Raw genomic sequence first — 17,389 nt, 5'->3', positions numbered from 1 at the left:
ATGCCTGAATTTTCGTTATTTCGCGGCGGCAAGGGCAGCAGTCCAACCCATTTTTGAAAGACACAACCTAAGCGCGAATACCACCTATCCCTATGGAAAACCAGAATCCAAACCAAAAGCACGTGTCAGAGTCTCCGCTGTTCAAGCGCATCCTCGCCAAAGCCGAAGGCTACGTGAAGCAGCCTTCCAGACTGAAGGACCTGCTCAATGACGCCTACAAGAAGGCCAGCGAGAAGAAAGACGTGGGCACCATTGCCGGCGAAGTCTTTGAAAACCTCCAGACCCTGGGCCGTCTCATAAAAGCCGCCGTGAACAAGGAATACACGGGCCTACCCACCAGCACCATTGTGGGCGGCGTGGGCGTGATTCTGTATTTCCTGATGCCCATTGACCTCATTCCCGACTGGCTACCAGTGGTGGGCTTCTTAGACGATATCAGCTTGCTGGCCTGGTTCATGACCAGCATTAAATCTGAGCTGGAGAGATTCCAGGCCTGGGAGGCCAGCAACCAATACAGAAATACAGATACCCAGGGCCACAGCCAGCAGCATGATGGAACCGTGGACACTTCTGCCCATACCGCCAAATATGAGAACGAGCCTGCCGGCCAGTACAGCGGCAGCCGCGAGACGACTCCCTCTAGCAGCGGTATCGGCGCTTCGGGGCCTTCTGGCTACACGTCTCCAGAGGCGGGCAATATGCAGGTAGGAGGCAACTCTTCTGGCGCGCAGGGCTCTATCGGAGGCATCATTCCTCCGCAGAACGCCACCACGGTGACAGAACTGCACCCTGTAGAAGGAACGCCGGTGCAGGAGAAAGACCCTACCGCCACCCATGACGCCGCGCCCACAGACCATGGCGTGCCTACCGGCTACGGAGAACCCAACGTGCGCGCCTCTACCACAGACAGCACCCGCGTACCCAGCAGCAACCGCGATGACATGGACCACGGCGGCAACGTTCGCTAACCAGATACAGCTTTAAGAAAAAGGCGCTTCTTGCAGAGGCGCCTTTTTTGTGTCTCTACCGCCCACTGCTGCAGACATCTCCTGCTGTAATTCGCCGGCCAAGCGGTATCTTTGCAGACAAGATTTGTGTATGGAAAGGAAGAAGCGCCCCGCTGCCGCCCAGGCAGTAGTTTTGGAGAAAGAGATAGCCCCCATTGGCAAGGTGCGGTTTGTATCTAGCGCCACCGCCCGGTTTGTGCGCATTAGCATTCGGCCTGGCCAGGGAGTGAAAGTGACTATGCCTAAACGCGCCACCTTGGCGCAAGCAGAGGCCTTTGTACAAGAGAAAACCGCTTGGATTCAGAAACACCTCAGCAACTTGGAGAAAAACCAGCCCAAGCCTTTCCTTTTCAGCCCCGAAGAGCCTTTTAAAACCCGTTACCACCAACTGCATCTTCAGGCGCATACTCTGCCCCAACTCAAAAGCAAACTGAAAGACGGGCAGTTGCAGGTATATTATCCAGAGCATTTGTCCTGGGACCATCCTGAGGTGCAGACGTACATTAAAAGTGCCGTTGAACAAACCTTGCGTCTGGAGGCCAAACGCTACCTGCCCGAGCGCGTAGCCTTCTGGGCCAACCAGTTCAACTTCTCTTACCAGAAGGTGGTGATTAAAAGCGCCAAGACCCGCTGGGGAAGTTGCTCTTCTACCAATAACATCAATTTGAACCTGCACCTCATGCGCCTGCCGCAGCACCTGTGTGACTATGTGATTTTGCATGAGCTGGCGCATACTATTGAGAAGAACCACGGCCCACATTTTTGGGCTTTATTGGATAAGATTAGCGGTGATGCCAAGGGCTTGGACAAGGAACTGAAGAACTATAGACTCCAGCAGTTTTAAGGATTCGTTTTTGGCTTGTTTTCTGGGAATTAGGCGAAAAACGAAGAGTTTACTCTAGATGACTGTGCGTTGTTTCAACTGTTGTTGGTGTTGTCACCAACGACCCAAACTGCTTTTCTAACCGCATTCAAAATCTGAATAGGCTTTTTACAGCGTGGATTTGCTTCCGTGCCTTTCTGCCGTGTGCATCCGGTGGCTGTTCCTGAGCAATGCCGCTTGATCCGGTGCCCTTACGCCACCTTGTTTCATCTTCGCCGCCAAGCGCTCACGGCCGCGGGGCCCCGTCTTCCCGCCTCGCGCTGTACCAGCTTGCCTCTTCTGCGGAGATGCTCATTTGGTAGAGGAACGGCTGGTTCTCTGTCATTACCGTTGTTCTAACCTGAGACGGCAACCTGCTTAGGCGACTCGACGGAAAGACTGGAACGGTGCGTGTAGCTTAGCCTTAACTAACCGCAGATTCCCCCCTTGAGGGGGCGAAGGGGGTGTTTACTTCAGCAGGTAAATCAATCAACAACCAGCAATTCTTCCGTTTTTAGCTTCTTTTCCAGAAAACAACCCAAAAACGGAAGAGCAAAAAGAAAGGCCAGGGGAAGATCCCCTGGCCTTTCTGAGTTAAATGAGCAATTAAAAATAAAATCTAGCTGGCCTGGCGCATGGTATGCGTAGACACGAATTCTACAAAGTCTCCCACGGTGTTCAACGGCACTTCGTCCGGAATCACAATCTTGAAGCTCTTCTCAAGTTGAAGGATAATATCTACCACGTCTACCGTGTCAAAGCCAAACTCCTTGCTCAGGTTAGACGTCTCACGCAAGCGTGACGGCTGCACCTTTTTGGTTTTGCTGATGATTTTGACTACCTCTTTGGCAATGGAAGGTGTTGTAGCAGTTATCATATGGGTAAAAACTTAATAATTCTAATGAGTCACAACAGGTACGGCGACATGTTTTTGCTTTCTGCGCTTAGGCAACACCCGATTTTTGATTTTCTCATTGATCAGGTACATCATAGGCACTACCAGCAAAGTCAGGAACGTAGAGAAGCTCAGCCCGAAGATGATGGTCCAGGCCAGCGGGCCCCAGAACGTCACGTTTTCACCACCCAAGAAGAAGTGCGGATCAAACTCAGAGAAGAGCGTGAAGAAGTTAATGTTCAAGCCAATGGCCAACGGAATCAACCCTAAGATGGCGGCAGTAGCGGTCAGAATCACTGGGTTCAGTCGGGTTTTGCCCGCCATCACAATAGCCTCCTTCAATTCCAAGCCCTGTTCACGTAGCACATCGGTGAATTCAACCAGCAAGATGCCGTTCTTCACCACTATTCCTGCCAGCGCAATGATACCAATACCGGTCATCACCACTGACATGTCCATATTAAAGACAGAGAAGCCCAGCAATACCCCTATGACCGAGAAAATAATTTCTGACAAAATAATGAGGGGCTTAGAGACGGAGTTAAACTGCATTACCAGAATCAAGAATATAAGCCCAAGGGCCGCCATACCAGCCAACCCCAGGAAGTCCATGGTCTCTTGCTGGTCTTCCTGCTCCCCGCCCATTCTAATCTCATAGCCTTCAGGCGCATTGAAACGGGTCAGAGCACTCTGGATGTTGGCCACCACCTCGTTGTTGTTGTAACCGCCCAACACGTTAGATGAAAGGGTAATTACGCGCTTGAGGTTCTTGCGTTTGATGCCGCCGTAGGTGGTAGAGTACTTCACGTTGGCTACCGCCGAAACCGGCACCTGTCTTACCGCTCCAGCCGCATCCCGGAAGGTGAGCACCATGTTCTGCAACTGGTCAATGTTCTTGCGGTACAGCTCAGAATAACGTATCTGGATAGGGTATTCGTCCTCGTCTTTCTTGAACTTAGAAGCTTCCTTCCCGAAGATGGCCGTTCTAATCTCAGACCCAATCTGGGCGGTGCTCAGGCCTTCGCGGTTGGCGCGTACGCGGTCAATTTCAATGGTAATCTCTGGGTTTTGGTCCTGCAAGTCGGTGCGTAGGTCTTCAATTCCAGCAATCTGGGCAGAGTCCAGGTAATTCTCCACTTGTTTAGACAGGGCAATTAAACCTTGGAAGTCTTCGCCGGCTACCTCTACCACAATGGCCTTGCCCACCGGCGGACCGTTCTGTTCTTTCTCTACCGTAATCTCAGCACCCGGGATGCCTTTCACCGCTTCGCGCACTTTATCTAAGTAGGTACTGGTACTAACGCCTGGCTCACGGTATTGATAGTCTACAAACGCTACGGTCACCTTGCCTTTGTTAGACTCTGCTTGAATGCTTGGGCTGTTAGGGTCACCGGCGCCAATGGCTACGTTAGAAATGATAGACTCTACGTTCGGGTTGTCTTTGCCCATAACGTTATGCACGCGCTGCTCCACTATCTTGGTCACAGAATCCGTCACCGACTGGTCTGTACCAATGGGCATGTTAATGTAGGTGTACACAAAGTTAGGGTCACCGTCCGGGAAGAAAACCACTTTTGGCGACCTAATGGCCGTCACCACGAAAGACAGAATCAAAAGGCCTACTACAAAGCCCAATACGCCATAAGGACGTCTGCCTACCAGCATCCAACGCAATAAATTTTCATAGCGCGTCATAAAGGCTGGCAGCACAGTAGACTGGAATTTATTGATCCAGCTGGTGAACACGTATTTGTTTAGGGCCACAAAAATCATGATGACTACCACCAAGTTGCCGATGCCCATAGAACCCATGGCATAGGCCGCCAAGGCCACCGTTCCCATGATAATCAAGGACAACAGGAAGGTTCTTTTTTCTTTGGCCGGGTCTTTCGCCTCGCCGCGGTCCATGAACGAAACCGCAAACACCGGGTTGATGATGAAGGCCACAATCAGGGATGCCATCAACGTGATGATCAAGGTGATAGGCAGGTAGAACATAAACTTACCAATGATGCCTGGCCAGAACGCCAGGGGCAAGAAAGGAGCTACCGTCGTCAGGGTGCCTGCCAATACAGGGATGAATACCTCACCGGCGGCCGCTTTGGCCGACTTGAAAATATTCCAATGCGTTTGGTGCAGAATACGGTGGGTGTTCTCAATCACCACAATGGCGTCATCCACCACAATCCCCAAAGCCAGCAGGAAGGAGAACAGCACAATCATGTTCAGAGAGAAGCCCAACATTGGCATGACCAGGAAGGCCAGGAACATGGAGATAGGCACCGACAAGCCCACGAACAAGGCGTTGGTGGTTCCCATGAAGAACATCAAAATCAAGGTCACCAGAATAAAACCGATGATGATGGTATTGATGAGGTCATTTAGTGAGTGACGCGTGCTGGTGGACTGGTCACCGGTGACGGTAATCTTCAGGTCTTTGGGTAGTTGGTTGCCGTGCGTCTGCTTGATGATCTCATTGATTTTGTCTGAGGCCTCAATCAGGTTTTCGCCGCTTCTTTTCACCACGTTCAAGGTGATAACCGGCTCGTTGTCCAGACGTGCGAAGCTCTCACGCTCTTCAAACGTGTCTACTACCTGGGCAATGTCCCGCAGGTAGATGTTGGCACCGGTTAAGGATTTCACTACAATGTCACCGATGGCGGTGGGATCTGTGTACTGACCCACTACACGCACAGCACGTTTCATCTCACCTACGCGCACAGTACCACCAGAAATGGTCATGTTCTCTAAGGCAATGGCGCGCTCAATATCCCCGAAGGTGACTTTAGCGGCCTGCATCTTGTACATGTCCACGTTGATCTGCACCTCTTGCTCCAAGGCACCCACAATGTCTACGCGCGTAATCTCTGGCAGGGCTTCAATCCGATCCTGCAGATCCTCGGCAAAGGTCTTTAAACGCTCAGCACTGAAGTTACCCGAGAGGTTTACGTACATGATGGGCATCTCTGAGAAGCTAATCTCTTGCACGTTGGGTGCCTGTGGCAAGTCGGTCGGCAAATCGGTTTTGGCTTTGTCTACCGCGTCTTTCACGCGTTGCTTACCTGCTTCCACCTCCACGTCTGTATTGAACTCCACAGTAATCATGGCGAAATCCTGCATAGAGGTTGACGTCACTTTCTTGACGCCAGACAATGACTTGATCTGCTTCTCAATAGGACGCGTCACCAGGTTCTCCATGTCTGACGGCGAGGTACCTGGGTACACCGTAGTCACAATCATGGTAGGAATCACAATGTCTGGGAAGTTCTCCTTCTGCAAGCGGTTGTAGGCCATGATACCGGCTAGCGCAATAAGGAGCGTAATGATGTAAATACTGGTTCGGTTATCAATAGACCAACTGGTGGGCTTGAATTCCTTAATGTTATTGGATTGTTCCATTCTGTTGGAATTTTAAGGGCTGGCCCTGGCATGCACCACAGCCTAACATCACTCTTCTTAAAAACTTACTGCTTGGCCTGGGTTCAGATTCTGAGCGCCGGCGCTAATCACTTGGTCATTGGCGTTGAGGCCGGTCAAGACTTCCATCTTACCGGCATAGGTGGTGCCTACCGTGATGTTGCGCTTGGTGGCCACACGCTGGTTGCCCTTCTGCTCTACCACATATACAAAACTTCCTTGCTCATCCTTCTGCACCAGGTTCACCGGCAACACCAAGGCTCCTTCTTTCACATAGTCTTGTATGCGTACTACGGCTACCATGTTGGGGCTCAGCTTCACTTTGCCGCGGTCAGCGTCTTTCACGCCTAACTCTACTGTAAAGGCGCGGGTGCTTGGGTTAATGTTCTTACCCACCACGCGCACGGTAGTGGCTACTTCCGTATTGATGTCTGGGAACAAGACCATGGCCTCATCTCCTTCTTTCACTTGAGACGCGTAGGCCTCAGACACGTCTGCCACAATCTTACCGCTGTTGGCGTTTACTACTCTAATGATGCCAATACCGGGTGAAACCGCTTCTCCCGCTTTAGGTATCACCTCATCCACCTCCCCAGAGATGGGTGAGGTGATGGTGTATTGGGCCTTGGTCTCTTGCATGGCTGCAATCTGACGCTCTAAGCTTTGCACATTGTTTTTGGCGGTCAGGTATTGAATCTCAGTGCCAATTTTCTGGTCCCACAGGTTTTTCTGCTTCTGGAACACCGTGCGGGCCAAGTCCAGGTTTGGCCGAAGGGCGGCAATCTGCTGGTCCAACACGCTGGCGTCAATGCTGGCCAAGGTCTGGCCTTTGCCCACCTTGTCACCGCGCACTACGCGCACGCTGGTCAAGACGCCGGGCATTTTGGCGCTCACCATCACGTTCTGGTCAAAGTCTACCTTGCCTTGCACCTCTAGGTAATGCTTAAAGGTTTCTGGCTGCACCTTCACCACAGACACTGGTACGGCCACTACTGCCGGTGCTGTGCCTTTGCCTTCTTTCTGCAATTCGCCTTCTAGCGTGGCAATCTGGCTGGTGATTTCTGCTTGTTGCTTTTTAAGGTCTGCCAGTTGGACCGTTTTATCTTTTTCGCCGCCGCAGGCCGTGGTTAGAACAGCTAGAGTAAGGGCGGTAAGTAGTTGCTTTTTCATGTATCTGAAATGTTTCTGTATAGTCACTAATGAAAATTATTGCGTCAAGAGGGTGCCGTTGGCTAAGCGTAAGTCCACCTGAGAGATTACCAGGTCATAAAGCGCACTGAAATAATTGGTCTCCGCTTCTTTTAAAGAGGTTTCTGCATTCAACACCTCAATGCTGGAGCCAACGCCTTCTCTGTATTTTACCCTGGCCACGCGCAACACTTCCTGGGCCAACTCCCGGTTCTCTTCCTGGGCGTCTAGCTGGATTCTGGCATTTTTGACGGAGGTGTTGGCTTGTACCACCTGCAGGTCTATGGCCTGTTCCAAGTCTTTTCTGCCCACCTCAATTTTCTGAAGCGCCAGTTTGTTCTGCTGTATTTTGTACTTCTTCGCAAACCCATCAAACACCGGAATCTGGAGCCCTAGCCCTATGCCGGCAAATTGAAAGTAGCTGTTCTTGTCAAACATATCCCCGAAATCATCACTGGCGGTATTGCCTCCGTACCGGCCCGTTAAGACCAGCCTTGGGTAGTAACCGGCCTTGCTGTTGCGCAAGTTGAGGGTAGCCAGCTCTTGGTTGGTGTTTAAGAGAGAGTATTCAATTCTGTTGGCGTAGTCACTGGTGGCGGTTTGGTGTTCTGAAGCCACTATCACCTCTTGAATGGAGCCGGCCAGCGTAATGGGCTGGGTTTGCGGCATGCCCATCTGGAACTTAAGCAGATTGACGCCCAGTTCTTGCAGACTGCGTAACTTATCACGCTCAGACTGCAGGTTGTTTCTGGTCACGCTTAACCTGTCTACATCTATTTTCTCCACAAACCCATTCTTATTCAAGATGCGGGTCTCACGGAGCATAGAGTCCAGCCTGATTAAATTCTGGTCTACCAAGGCCGCGCGGGCGTCTGTGATGAGAATGCTGTAATAGGCCCTGGTCACCGCATCGGCTACCTGGATTTCTGTTTGCTTTAAAGCTTTCTCAGAAAGCTGCGTGTAGACTTGTGCCGCCTTTAACCCTAGTAAGTAAGACCCGTCAAACAACAGTTGGCTGCCGTTTAAGGCAATGCTATTAGAGTGCTTGGTTCCAAAAGGCACGGCTACCACCGCTCCTGGGGTAGGATCGCCTAAGAAGGCTGCTGGCAAGAACACGCGCTGAATAGCCAGGTTATTACTATAGTCTACGCCTGCAGATACCTGTGGCAACCCGATGGCCCTCACCTCTCCTACCCGGGCTTTGGCAATTTCAATGTCCACCTTCGCGTTTTGCACGGCTCCTTTGTTCTGCAAGGCATAGTCAATGGCTTGTGCTAAGGTAAAGGTCTTGTCTTGTGCCCAACTAGAGGTGGTGGAGAGCAACATGAATAGAAGCCCGCAGAAAAGAAGCCTGCTGACTTTGGGTAAATTTTTCATAGGGTTTTATTCTTCTTCAATGATCTGTTTGTATTGATTGACCAGCTTGTGGCCTTTGATGGTGGCAAGTCCTAGAATGAAATGCTCTAACAAGGCAATCTGAACTTTCTGAAGGTCAAACTGGGTGGCAGGGTAAATGTCAGAATTGAAACTAATCTCCACCTCGGCTAACCTAAGGCGGGCCACAATCTCCACGTCAATGTCTTCTCTGAACAGCTTCTCTTTGATGCCTCTCTGGAGGTGCTCCTTGGTATGCTTTAAAAAGAAATTGTTTTTATGCTCAATCCACAGTTTCCAGGCCTCTGGATGATATTTCTGTAAATCATAGAAAATGGTGGGGTGCACCTGTCGCATAAGGCCGCGCACCATTTCTACTACCTGAAACATGGCTTCCATGGCGTTGTTGGCCGTATCCAGGGCTTGACAACAGGTGTTTTCCATGCCATTGATGTGCTGGTTCATGCCTTCATACACCAGCTCATCCTTGTTAGCGAACCACTTGTAGATCGTCTTTTTAGACACTCCTAAATGAGTTGCTACGTCATCCATAGAGACCGCCTTAATTCCCCGCTGGAAGAACAAAAGCAAAGCCTCCTGTAAAATTCTCTCTCTCATGTACCCAGATAAGTCAAATCTGCGGCAAACCTACTGGAAACTATTTTTGTTTCCAAAGTTTCCATCTAACTTAATTTCAGGCTATCTATTCTCACTTATGTACACAAAAGGTAGGTAAGCCGAAAGCTAGTCAAGCCATCACAGCAAAAGGACTGGAATCTGACCAGAGGCTTTAATTTCTTCCTGAACAGGTTAAAATACAGGATGAAGTGCGCAGCGTTTTTGGCTTACTTTCTAGAAAACAGCCCAAAAACGGCTTTAAATACCTAAAACAGTTTTGAGCCTACTGTAACCGCTTTTGCTGAGTGGAACGCGCGTGCCTTTTTTGAGTAGCGCCACGTAGGTGTCTTTCTCCAAGGGTTCTATGCGGGTGAGTTGCGACAGGGAAATCATGTACGACCTATGCACCCGCACAAACTGGCTGGGGTCAAGCGTGCTTTCATAATATCCCATGGTCTTCTTTTTTAGAAAACAGCCCGCGCCGGTATGAATCTTCACATAGTCATCATAGGCCTCCAGGTACTCAATGTCCTGCACCGGAATGATCCTGATGTCGCTGTTGACTTTGACCACGATGCGTAATTGTTCCTCGGGCTGTTTGTGAGCTACTTCCTGCAGGTTGGCTGCAGGAACCTCAGCTACCTGCTGGCCTTGTTTTTGGCGCCACTTCTGAATGGCCGCGTCAAACCGTTCTTGGGTAAAAGGCTTGAGCAAGTAATCTACCGCGTTGGCCTCAAAAGCCTTGATGGCAAATTCGTCAAAGGCGGTGGTGAAGATGACGCCCGGCATGTGCTCTACCAGTTCCAGCATCTCAAAGCCGTTGATTTTAGGCATTTGTATGTCCAGGAAAATCAAATCCGGACTATGTTGCTGGATGGCTTTCACGCCTTCAAAGCCGTTGTTGCATTCCTGCACCAGCGCAATGTCTGGGTGGTTGAGCAGGTACTCGCAGACAATGGTACGGGCCAATGGCTCATCATCAATAACCAGACAGGTAATCATAGCGGTTGCGGAATTTTAACGGTGGTAATATAGGTGCCTTCGTGTTGCTGGGTGCTGACCAGGTCTAGTCTGCCAAAGAGCAAATACAACCGGCGGCGCACCGAGTCCAACCCGAAGCCCGTGCCTTGTTTAGGAGAAAGCAAACTGGCCTCAAAGGGATTCTCAGTAGAAACTACTAATAGCCCGTCCTCACAGTGGGCGGTGATTTTAATGAGCGTGTCGCCTAGCGTGTCATACAACCCGAATTTGATGGCGTTCTCTACTATGGGCTGTAACAAGAGGTAAGGCAGTTGCAGGTCTTTGCATTCTTCAGGGCATTCTACCTGGGTCTGCAACCTATGCCCGAACCTCACTTTCTCAATCTCCAGGTAAATCTGCAGGTGGTGAAGTTCATCAGACAAAGGAATCAACATCTGTCCGTCTTTGCGCAACGTGCCTCTTAGAAAATCTGACAACTGCTGCACCATCTGCTTAGCCAGATCTGGCTTGGTGCGTACCAGCGCACTGATGGAGTTGAGGCTATTAAAGAGAAAGTGCGGCTGCAGTTGCTGTCTGAGCGTGAACAGCTCGGCTTCGCGGGCCATCTTCTCCGTGGCGGTTTTGCGGTCTTCGGCTTGCTGCTTCTCTTTGGTGTAGTACCAGAGCCAGTTCTGCAAGACAATGAACAGGATCATGAGCCAGGCAAACGCCACCCGCACCGGGTACGACTGGTGCACAAAAGCCAGATACTCTTCTTGTCCATCCAGTAGCCAATCAATTCCCATCAGGTACAGCCACACGGTGAAACTGGCTAATCCGGCGCTCCAGCCCAACAAATAAGCAATCTGTTTGGGCTCTAGCTGGTAGTACCGGAGAGCGGTAGCCATCACGTAGCCACTGCCCAGCAACAGCACGTTGGTCAATACCGCATCTATCACCACTGTCTGCCCCCTAAACCCGAACTGGTACAACACCAGCGTTTGCACTACTGCCCAGAGCAGGCCCCAGCCCAGGTACAGCAGAATGATTTTAAACGAGGGCATGGCGTCAGTTCGGGTAGAGGTTAGCAGTGGCGGGTGGATGGACAGTTCCATACGGTCAACCTAGCTGCAATTAATAACTTTTGATGTCAATTCCACCAAAGATGAGCGTGCCTTTTAAGATAACCACCTTGTCGCCTTGGATGGAAGGGGCCACCATGGAGCGCTTCTCGTCTATTCCGCCAAAGATGGCCACCACTTCTGAGCGCACTTTCCAGTCCGGAGGAATCACCAGCTTGGTGCCGCCAAACATCATGGTTACGTCAATGACCACTTCGCCCTGCAAATCTGCGTGGGTCAGGTTATACTCGGCGCCGCCGCAGAACGTGGTGATCTGTCCGCCCTTAAAACTTTTGGTGATGATGCTTTTCTTGATGCCGCCAAAAATGGCCGTTCCGTTGATGTAGTCGTCTTTTGAAACGTTGGCCGGGTCAAACGCCTCTTCTGCCGTAGGCGCAGCATACGAAGGACTAGCATACGCACTCCCCGCTCCTGCTCCTGCTCCCGGCAAAGGTTGGGTTGGGCTTTTCCATCCTTTGCCCGGTGAATATGAATGGTGTCTTGGACGCAACATCATGTACAGACCAAAGCCAATCAACAGCACCGGCCAGAAGTACGGCTTAAAGTTTAGCGCCGGGTAAATGTCCTCCAATAAGAATACAGATCCAATGGCGAAGGGGAAAATCCAGCCGATGTTTCTGAAGTTGTGCTTAAAACCAGTGTATAGACCAATCACAATCAAAAGCATCTTCCAGGAGAATACCCAGCGCGGCAGGTGCAGTTCATATAGTTGGTTGGCCAGCAAGGCCACGCCAACCAGGACAATGATCAATCCGGCCATGATGCGACCGCCGTTGTTTCTGGTTGGCTCATAGCCCCTGTAATTTTTCGAGGTGATTCTATCGTTCGTTTCCATAGTTGTTGTTGTTAGGATGATTCAAATGTATAGCCTTAGTGTACCAGCCACAATGGCTAATAGGTTAGCTCTGGCAGAAAGTAGGTGAATGACGGTTTTTGGTAGGTGAATGGCGGGAGGGATTTTTACCGAAGGAGGTGAATGGAAGGAGAATGCCGTTTTTGGCTTGTTTTCTGGGAATTAGGCCAAAAACGACTTGTGGCTTCTTGCAACATCCTTGGCCAAGCACAGATTCTCCCCTTGAGGATTGCCCAAACGCGAGTTTGAGGCAGCGTGCGTAGCTCAGGAGAGGGGTGTTTAAACTAGTGGGTCATTCCGTTAGCCGTTGTTGGTTATCACCAATAATCAGAACTGCCTGCCAATACCTTACTACCAAACTCCTCTTTCTTGCTTTCTATTCAGGTATGTCACTTTTCTCCTTGATGAGAAAAGTAACCAAAAGAATCAAGAAGAAAAGAAACTCGCTGAACGCTCGGACAGTCTTTTCTTCAGACTCTGCACCTGGCCAGCGTGACTCGTTTCATGGTAAGCTTACGCCTCTGCCAATCGAACAGTCATTACTTTCTCCTTCGTGAAAAGAGACTTAAATTGACCAGTCTCTTTTCCCTCAGTCAAGGGCAGGCGCACTGCTGTTTGAGAAGTTGCAATGCCTTCATCACCCTGCGCGGGTGGGAGCACTGTTGACTTGCAACCCAAGACTCATAACTAACCAAGACCTCGTAGCGTCCGAGAGGACCTGCGAGCGTCTGCGCCTATAGCCGTTTTGGGCCTCATTCCAAGAAAAACACCCCAAAAACGAATTCCTGACTCAGGACTCGCGACTCTAGACTCGCGACTATGCTAGCATTCCCGGTTAATCTTTATCTTTGTGCTATGCTATTCGAGAACATCAAGAGACTGACGCAAGAGGTAGAAGCCTTTGAGATAGAGAACAAAGAGCAACTGGAGGCTTTCAAGAACACCTTCGTGAGCCGGAAAGGGAGCATTGCCGCTTTGTTTGACGAGATAAAAACCGTGGCCCCGGAACAGCGCAAGCAGGTGGGCCAGGAACTGAACCAGCTTAAGCAGTTGGCCCAGCAGAAGTTTGACGCCCGTCAGGAAGAGTTGGAGCAGAATGCTACGCCAGATGTATTGGCTGGCATGGACTTCACTTTGCCTCCAGTGCCAAATGCCTTGGGTGCCCGTCACCCCTTGGCGCGTACCCGGGAGCAGATTATCAGAATATTTGAGCGCATTGGCTTTAATGTCTCGGAAGGCCCGGAGATGGAGGACGACTGGCACAATTTCTCTGCCCTCAATTTCCCGGACAACCACCCGGCCCGCGACATGCAGGACACGTTCTTCTTGAGCAAGAACCCAGACATGCTGTTGCGCACTCACACCTCTACCGTGCAGGTACGCGTGATGGAGCACCAGAAACCGCCTATCAGAACCTTGTCGCCGGGACGCGTTTTCCGCAACGAGGCTATCTCGGCAAGGGCGCATTGCATGTTCCATCAGTTTGAGGGCTTGTACATTGACCGCAACGTGAGCTTTAAAGACCTGAAGGACACGTTGTATTACTTCGTGCAGGAGTTGTTTGGGCAGGATACTAAAATCAGGTTCAGACCTTCGTTTTTCCCGTTCACCGAGCCGAGTGCTGAGATTGACATCACCTGCCACATTTGCAAAGGCAAGGGATGTAACATTTGCAAAGGCTCTGGCTGGGTAGAGATTGGAGGCGCAGGCATGGTAGACCCTAATGTACTGGAGAACTGCGGAATTGATTCTCAGGAATTCTCGGGCTTCGCGTTTGGGATGGGCATTGAGCGTATTACCATGCTCAAGTACCAGATTAAAGACCTGCGCCTGTTCACTGAGAACGACGTGCGCTTCTTGAGACAGTTTACTGGAATGTAATTGCAGATTTGAAGATGAGGAGATTTGAAAATTTGAAGATGGGAGAATAATCCTTCGGACTTTCTGATTTGAAATTCTGCAATTGAAACAATAAAGCCGTTTTTGGCCTGATTTCTAGAAATCAGGCCAAAAACGGCTTTATTGTTTTAGAAGAGTCTCAGGCATTACTTCATCTTCAAATTTCCAAATCTTCACATCTCCAAATTTCCATATCTTCACATCTTCAAATTTCCAAATTTGACCAAATGACCTTAGAAGACATCAAAACCATAGCCGTGATTGGCGCCGGCACCATGGGCCAAGGCATTGCACAATTGTGCGCACAAAGTGGCTTCCAGACGGTACTATATGATATTAATGGAACGGTGCTGGAGAAAGCCAAAACCACTACAGAGAAGTCTCTGGCCACGCTGGTAGATAAAGGAAAACTGACCCAAGAACAGCAAACTCAGATTTGGGAACGTCTTACGTTCACCACAGATGTGTTGCAGGTCATCGCTGAGGTGGTGATTGAGGCCGTGATTGAGCGTCTGGAGGTGAAGCACAGCATATTAAACGAAATAGCTGACCAAAACCCGGCCACAACTATCCTGGCTTCCAATACGTCATCATTGCCCATCACCCGCATTGCGGCTAAGGTAGAAAAGCCCGAGCGCGTAGTGGGTCTGCACTTCTTCAACCCGGCCACTATCATGAAACTGGTAGAAGTAATTTCCGGCGCTGCTACGGACCCAGCGGTGACGCAGCTTATGAAGGAGCTGGCCATAAAGCTGGGCAAGACGCCGGTGCTGGCCCAGGACGCGCCTGGCTTTATTGTGAACCGCGTGGCCCGTCATTTTTACGTGGAGAGTTTGAAGCTGCTGGAAGAAGGCGTAGCCAGCCATGAAAGCATAGATAGATTGATGCAAGCCTCTGGTTTTAAGATGGGGCCGTTCCAGTTGATGGATTTGATTGGGGTGGACACCAACTTCTCAGTGACCAGCGCCATGTTTGAGGCCTTTCATTATGACCCCAAGTTTAGGCCCAGCCGCTGGCAGCAGCAGAAAGTAGACGCGGGTCACCACGGCCGGAAGACAGGCAAAGGCTTCTATGACTACCCTGCCACCAAATAAGAAGAGCCGTTTTTAGCCTGTTTTCTGGAAAAGAGCCCAAAAAGGATAAATTTTCTGTTTTCATTTTCAAGCAGTTAGTAAAAAGGATAAAATTTTATTGGGCAATGCTTGCGTAATCACACTGCACCCATTACTTTTGCATCACTATTCAACACCACGGTCACGAATAGTAAACTCCTCCTTAGCTCAGTCGGTTAGAGCACATGACTGTTAATCATGGGGTCCTTGGTTCGAGCCCAAGAGGGGGAGCAAACAGAAAGCCATCAGCAATGATGGCTTTTCTTGTTTTCAGGGTTTTGTGCTTCCCGCAGCCCCTTCTTTATTTTTGCTGCAGACTTTCTATAAGTAGCTCTTGCCGCACTCCTTCTTCGCTTGATCAGCGTTAGTTAACAGCACTAGCTCATTTTGGTAATTACTCTAAAGAAAGGGAATCTTGTTGCTGCAGAAAAATATCTGTGAGGTGCTTTTCAAAATAGCTGTTAGGAGCCAAGATGCAAGAAATGGTGCGGTTCATGAGCTGAATCCGCATGGTGATGTTCGTGTCTAGGTTGCTTTCAAAATAATAGGCTTGGTTGCTATTGTAATCTGTGGTTATGGCGGCTATCAACCTGAATTCTCTCAGAAACCTGTCCATCTCTATAGAACATTTGCTTTTCCTGGAGGTAGAAAAGACCAGCGTGTTGTCTGTTATAAAAGGCAGAATATTACTTTCGAATTGCTTCATAGCCAAAAGATTATACGTGTTACAGATTTACATAATCCTATGACATTCACAAAATCATTATAGTTTCAAACGAACGATAAATATTTGAGTATCTATTATTTACGCAGCCACGACAGGCTCCATTAGAACCTTGAAGTCAAAAATCTTACTTCAAGCTATCCCACAGGGTTGGTGTATCTTTTATGGCTTTACGCTTATCTTTAGCAGACTTTACTACCTCTAGCAAATAACCCATGACCTATAGCTTCACCAATGACTACAGCGAAGGCTGCCACCCCAACATCCTCCGCCGGTTATCCGAAACCAATTTGACCCAGCAGCCTGGCTACGGCAATGATGAGGCCACCCTGGAAAGTGTGGCTGCCATTAGAGCGCTTTGTCAGAGACCAGACGTAGATGTGCACTTGGTAGCGGGCGGCACCTTGGCAAACCTTATTGTACTGGGGGCTTTCCTGAAGTCGTATGAATCTGTGATTGCCGCAGAGACAGGGCACATCAACAACCATGAGGCCGGCGCCATTGAAGCTACCGGGCATAAGATTGAAACAGTGCCCACACCAGATGGCAAACTCACACCTAGGCTTATAGAACCGCTGCTGAACAAGTTTCCAGAGTACCACACCGTCAAGCCTAGAATGGTCTACATTTCCAACTCCACGGAGATTGGCACCATCTACACCAAGCAAGAGCTGACCGCCCTCTCCCAGTTCTGCCATGAGAACAATTTGCTCCTTTTCATGGACGGTGCGCGCCTGGGCATGGCCTTGTCAGCGGCTGGCAATGACATGACCTTGGCAGACATTGCCAGCCTCACCGACATCTTTTACCTGGGCGCCACCAAGTGCGGCGGCCTTATTGGGGAAGCCATCGTTCTGGCCAACCCGGCTTTAAAGAAAGACTTTAAATACTACATCAAGCAACGCGGGGCCCTCATGGCCAAAGGCCGATTGTTTGGCGCGCAGTTCGCGGAGTTACTAAAGGACAACCTGCTGTTTGAGCTGGGAGGACACGCCAACCAACTAGCCCAGCAACTGGCCACTGCCTTGCAGGACCTGGGCTACACCTTCCTGACGCCTGCCCAAACCAACCAAATCTTCCCTATTCTACCCGACGCGCTCATCCTGGAACTGAACAAGAAATACGGCTTCTTTGTCTGGCGAAAAATGGCTGACGGCTTGTCAGCTGTCCGGCTGATTACTTCCTGGGCCACACCGCAGGAACAAGTAGACCAGTTTCTGCATGATGTAAAAAGCCTCTCTACGCCAACGAGCACCCATTAGTACCCTCCTTCTGTTTTTGGGCAGTTTCCTGAAAAACTGCCCAAAAACGATGGAACGGCCTCTGTTTCTTGAGTAG

General features: G+C 50.1%; 14 protein-coding genes and 1 tRNA gene. 6 read left to right on the top strand and 9 right to left on the bottom strand.

Translation table 11 applies throughout. The annotated features are described in order from the left end of the window. Positions 1 to 92 precede the first annotated feature (92 nt). Together GU926_RS14385 and GU926_RS14380 are read left to right on the top strand one after the other, a co-directional pair. Positions 93 to 968 (top strand): YkvA family protein, encoded by an 876-nt coding sequence (locus GU926_RS14385; protein WP_160693089.1) that lies wholly within the window; start codon positions 93 to 95, stop codon positions 966 to 968. A 130-nt stretch (positions 969 to 1,098) separates the two neighbouring features. After that, on the top strand, positions 1,099 to 1,851 hold the full coding sequence (locus GU926_RS14380) for a M48 family metallopeptidase (protein WP_160693087.1): 753 nt from the start codon (positions 1,099 to 1,101) through the stop codon (positions 1,849 to 1,851). Between the two features lie 637 nt (positions 1,852 to 2,488). Here GU926_RS14380 and GU926_RS14375 read toward each other — a convergent pair. From GU926_RS14375 to GU926_RS14340, 8 genes are all read right to left on the bottom strand, one after another. Further along, positions 2,489 to 2,746: an acyl carrier protein gene (locus GU926_RS14375; protein WP_160693085.1), complete on the bottom strand. Its 258-nt coding sequence runs from the start codon at positions 2,744 to 2,746 to the stop codon at positions 2,489 to 2,491. A gap of 21 nt (positions 2,747 to 2,767) precedes the next feature. After that, entirely contained in the window at positions 2,768 to 6,163 is a 3,396-nt protein-coding gene (locus GU926_RS14370; RefSeq protein WP_232058342.1) for an efflux RND transporter permease subunit, read from the bottom strand. A 57-nt stretch (positions 6,164 to 6,220) separates the two neighbouring features. Beyond that, on the bottom strand, positions 6,221 to 7,351 hold the full coding sequence (locus tag GU926_RS14365; RefSeq protein WP_160693083.1) for an efflux RND transporter periplasmic adaptor subunit: 1,131 nt from the start codon (positions 7,349 to 7,351) through the stop codon (positions 6,221 to 6,223). Between the two features lie 36 nt (positions 7,352 to 7,387). Next, complete coding sequence (locus GU926_RS14360; protein ID WP_160693081.1) at positions 7,388 to 8,746, bottom strand: TolC family protein; 1,359 nt, start codon at positions 8,744 to 8,746, stop codon at positions 7,388 to 7,390. Positions 8,747 to 8,752: 6 nt separating this feature from the next. After that, positions 8,753 to 9,361 carry a TetR/AcrR family transcriptional regulator gene (locus GU926_RS14355; protein ID WP_160693079.1) on the bottom strand — a complete coding sequence of 203 codons (609 nt, stop codon included), beginning with the start codon at positions 9,359 to 9,361 and terminating at the stop codon, positions 8,753 to 8,755. A 258-nt stretch (positions 9,362 to 9,619) separates the two neighbouring features. Beyond that, positions 9,620 to 10,363, bottom strand: coding sequence for a LytR/AlgR family response regulator transcription factor (locus tag GU926_RS14350; RefSeq protein WP_160693077.1), 744 nt, complete (start codon positions 10,361 to 10,363; stop codon positions 9,620 to 9,622). Then, positions 10,360 to 11,436 carry a sensor histidine kinase gene (locus GU926_RS14345; protein WP_232058340.1) on the bottom strand — a complete coding sequence of 359 codons (1,077 nt, stop codon included), beginning with the start codon at positions 11,434 to 11,436 and terminating at the stop codon, positions 10,360 to 10,362. Before GU926_RS14345 ends, GU926_RS14350 begins: the two co-directional genes overlap by 4 nt. Before the next feature lie 19 nt (positions 11,437 to 11,455). Continuing rightward, positions 11,456 to 12,298, bottom strand: coding sequence for a LiaF transmembrane domain-containing protein (locus GU926_RS14340; RefSeq protein ID WP_160693075.1), 843 nt, complete (start codon positions 12,296 to 12,298; stop codon positions 11,456 to 11,458). An 873-nt stretch (positions 12,299 to 13,171) separates the two neighbouring features. Between GU926_RS14340 and pheS the strand changes: the two genes are divergently transcribed. The 3 genes from pheS (at position 13,172) to GU926_RS14325 (ending at position 15,558) form a co-directional block, all read left to right on the top strand. Beyond that, positions 13,172 to 14,197, top strand: a complete 1,026-nt coding sequence (gene pheS / locus GU926_RS14335; RefSeq protein WP_160693073.1) for a phenylalanine--tRNA ligase subunit alpha — start codon at positions 13,172 to 13,174, stop codon at positions 14,195 to 14,197. 245 nt (positions 14,198 to 14,442) lie between these two features. Further along, complete coding sequence (locus GU926_RS14330; RefSeq protein ID WP_160693071.1) at positions 14,443 to 15,309, top strand: 3-hydroxyacyl-CoA dehydrogenase family protein; 867 nt, start codon at positions 14,443 to 14,445, stop codon at positions 15,307 to 15,309. A 175-nt stretch (positions 15,310 to 15,484) separates the two neighbouring features. Continuing rightward, a tRNA-Asn gene (locus tag GU926_RS14325) sits at positions 15,485 to 15,558 on the top strand. 163 nt (positions 15,559 to 15,721) lie between these two features. Here GU926_RS14325 and GU926_RS14320 read toward each other — a convergent pair. After that, the gene (locus GU926_RS14320; protein WP_160693069.1) at positions 15,722 to 16,033 is read right to left on the bottom strand and encodes a hypothetical protein; all 312 of its coding nucleotides are present in this window, start codon (positions 16,031 to 16,033) and stop codon (positions 15,722 to 15,724) included. A 233-nt stretch (positions 16,034 to 16,266) separates the two neighbouring features. Here GU926_RS14320 and GU926_RS14315 point away from each other — a divergent pair, with 233 nt between their 5' ends. Then, positions 16,267 to 17,313 carry a threonine aldolase family protein gene (locus GU926_RS14315; RefSeq protein ID WP_160693067.1) on the top strand — a complete coding sequence of 349 codons (1,047 nt, stop codon included), beginning with the start codon at positions 16,267 to 16,269 and terminating at the stop codon, positions 17,311 to 17,313. The last annotated feature ends 76 nt before the right edge of the window (positions 17,314 to 17,389 follow it).

The organism is Nibribacter ruber (assembly GCF_009913235.1).
GTDB lineage: Bacteria > Bacteroidota > Bacteroidia > Cytophagales > Hymenobacteraceae > Nibribacter > Nibribacter ruber.
This window is presented reverse-complemented; position numbering and strand designations above follow the sequence as displayed.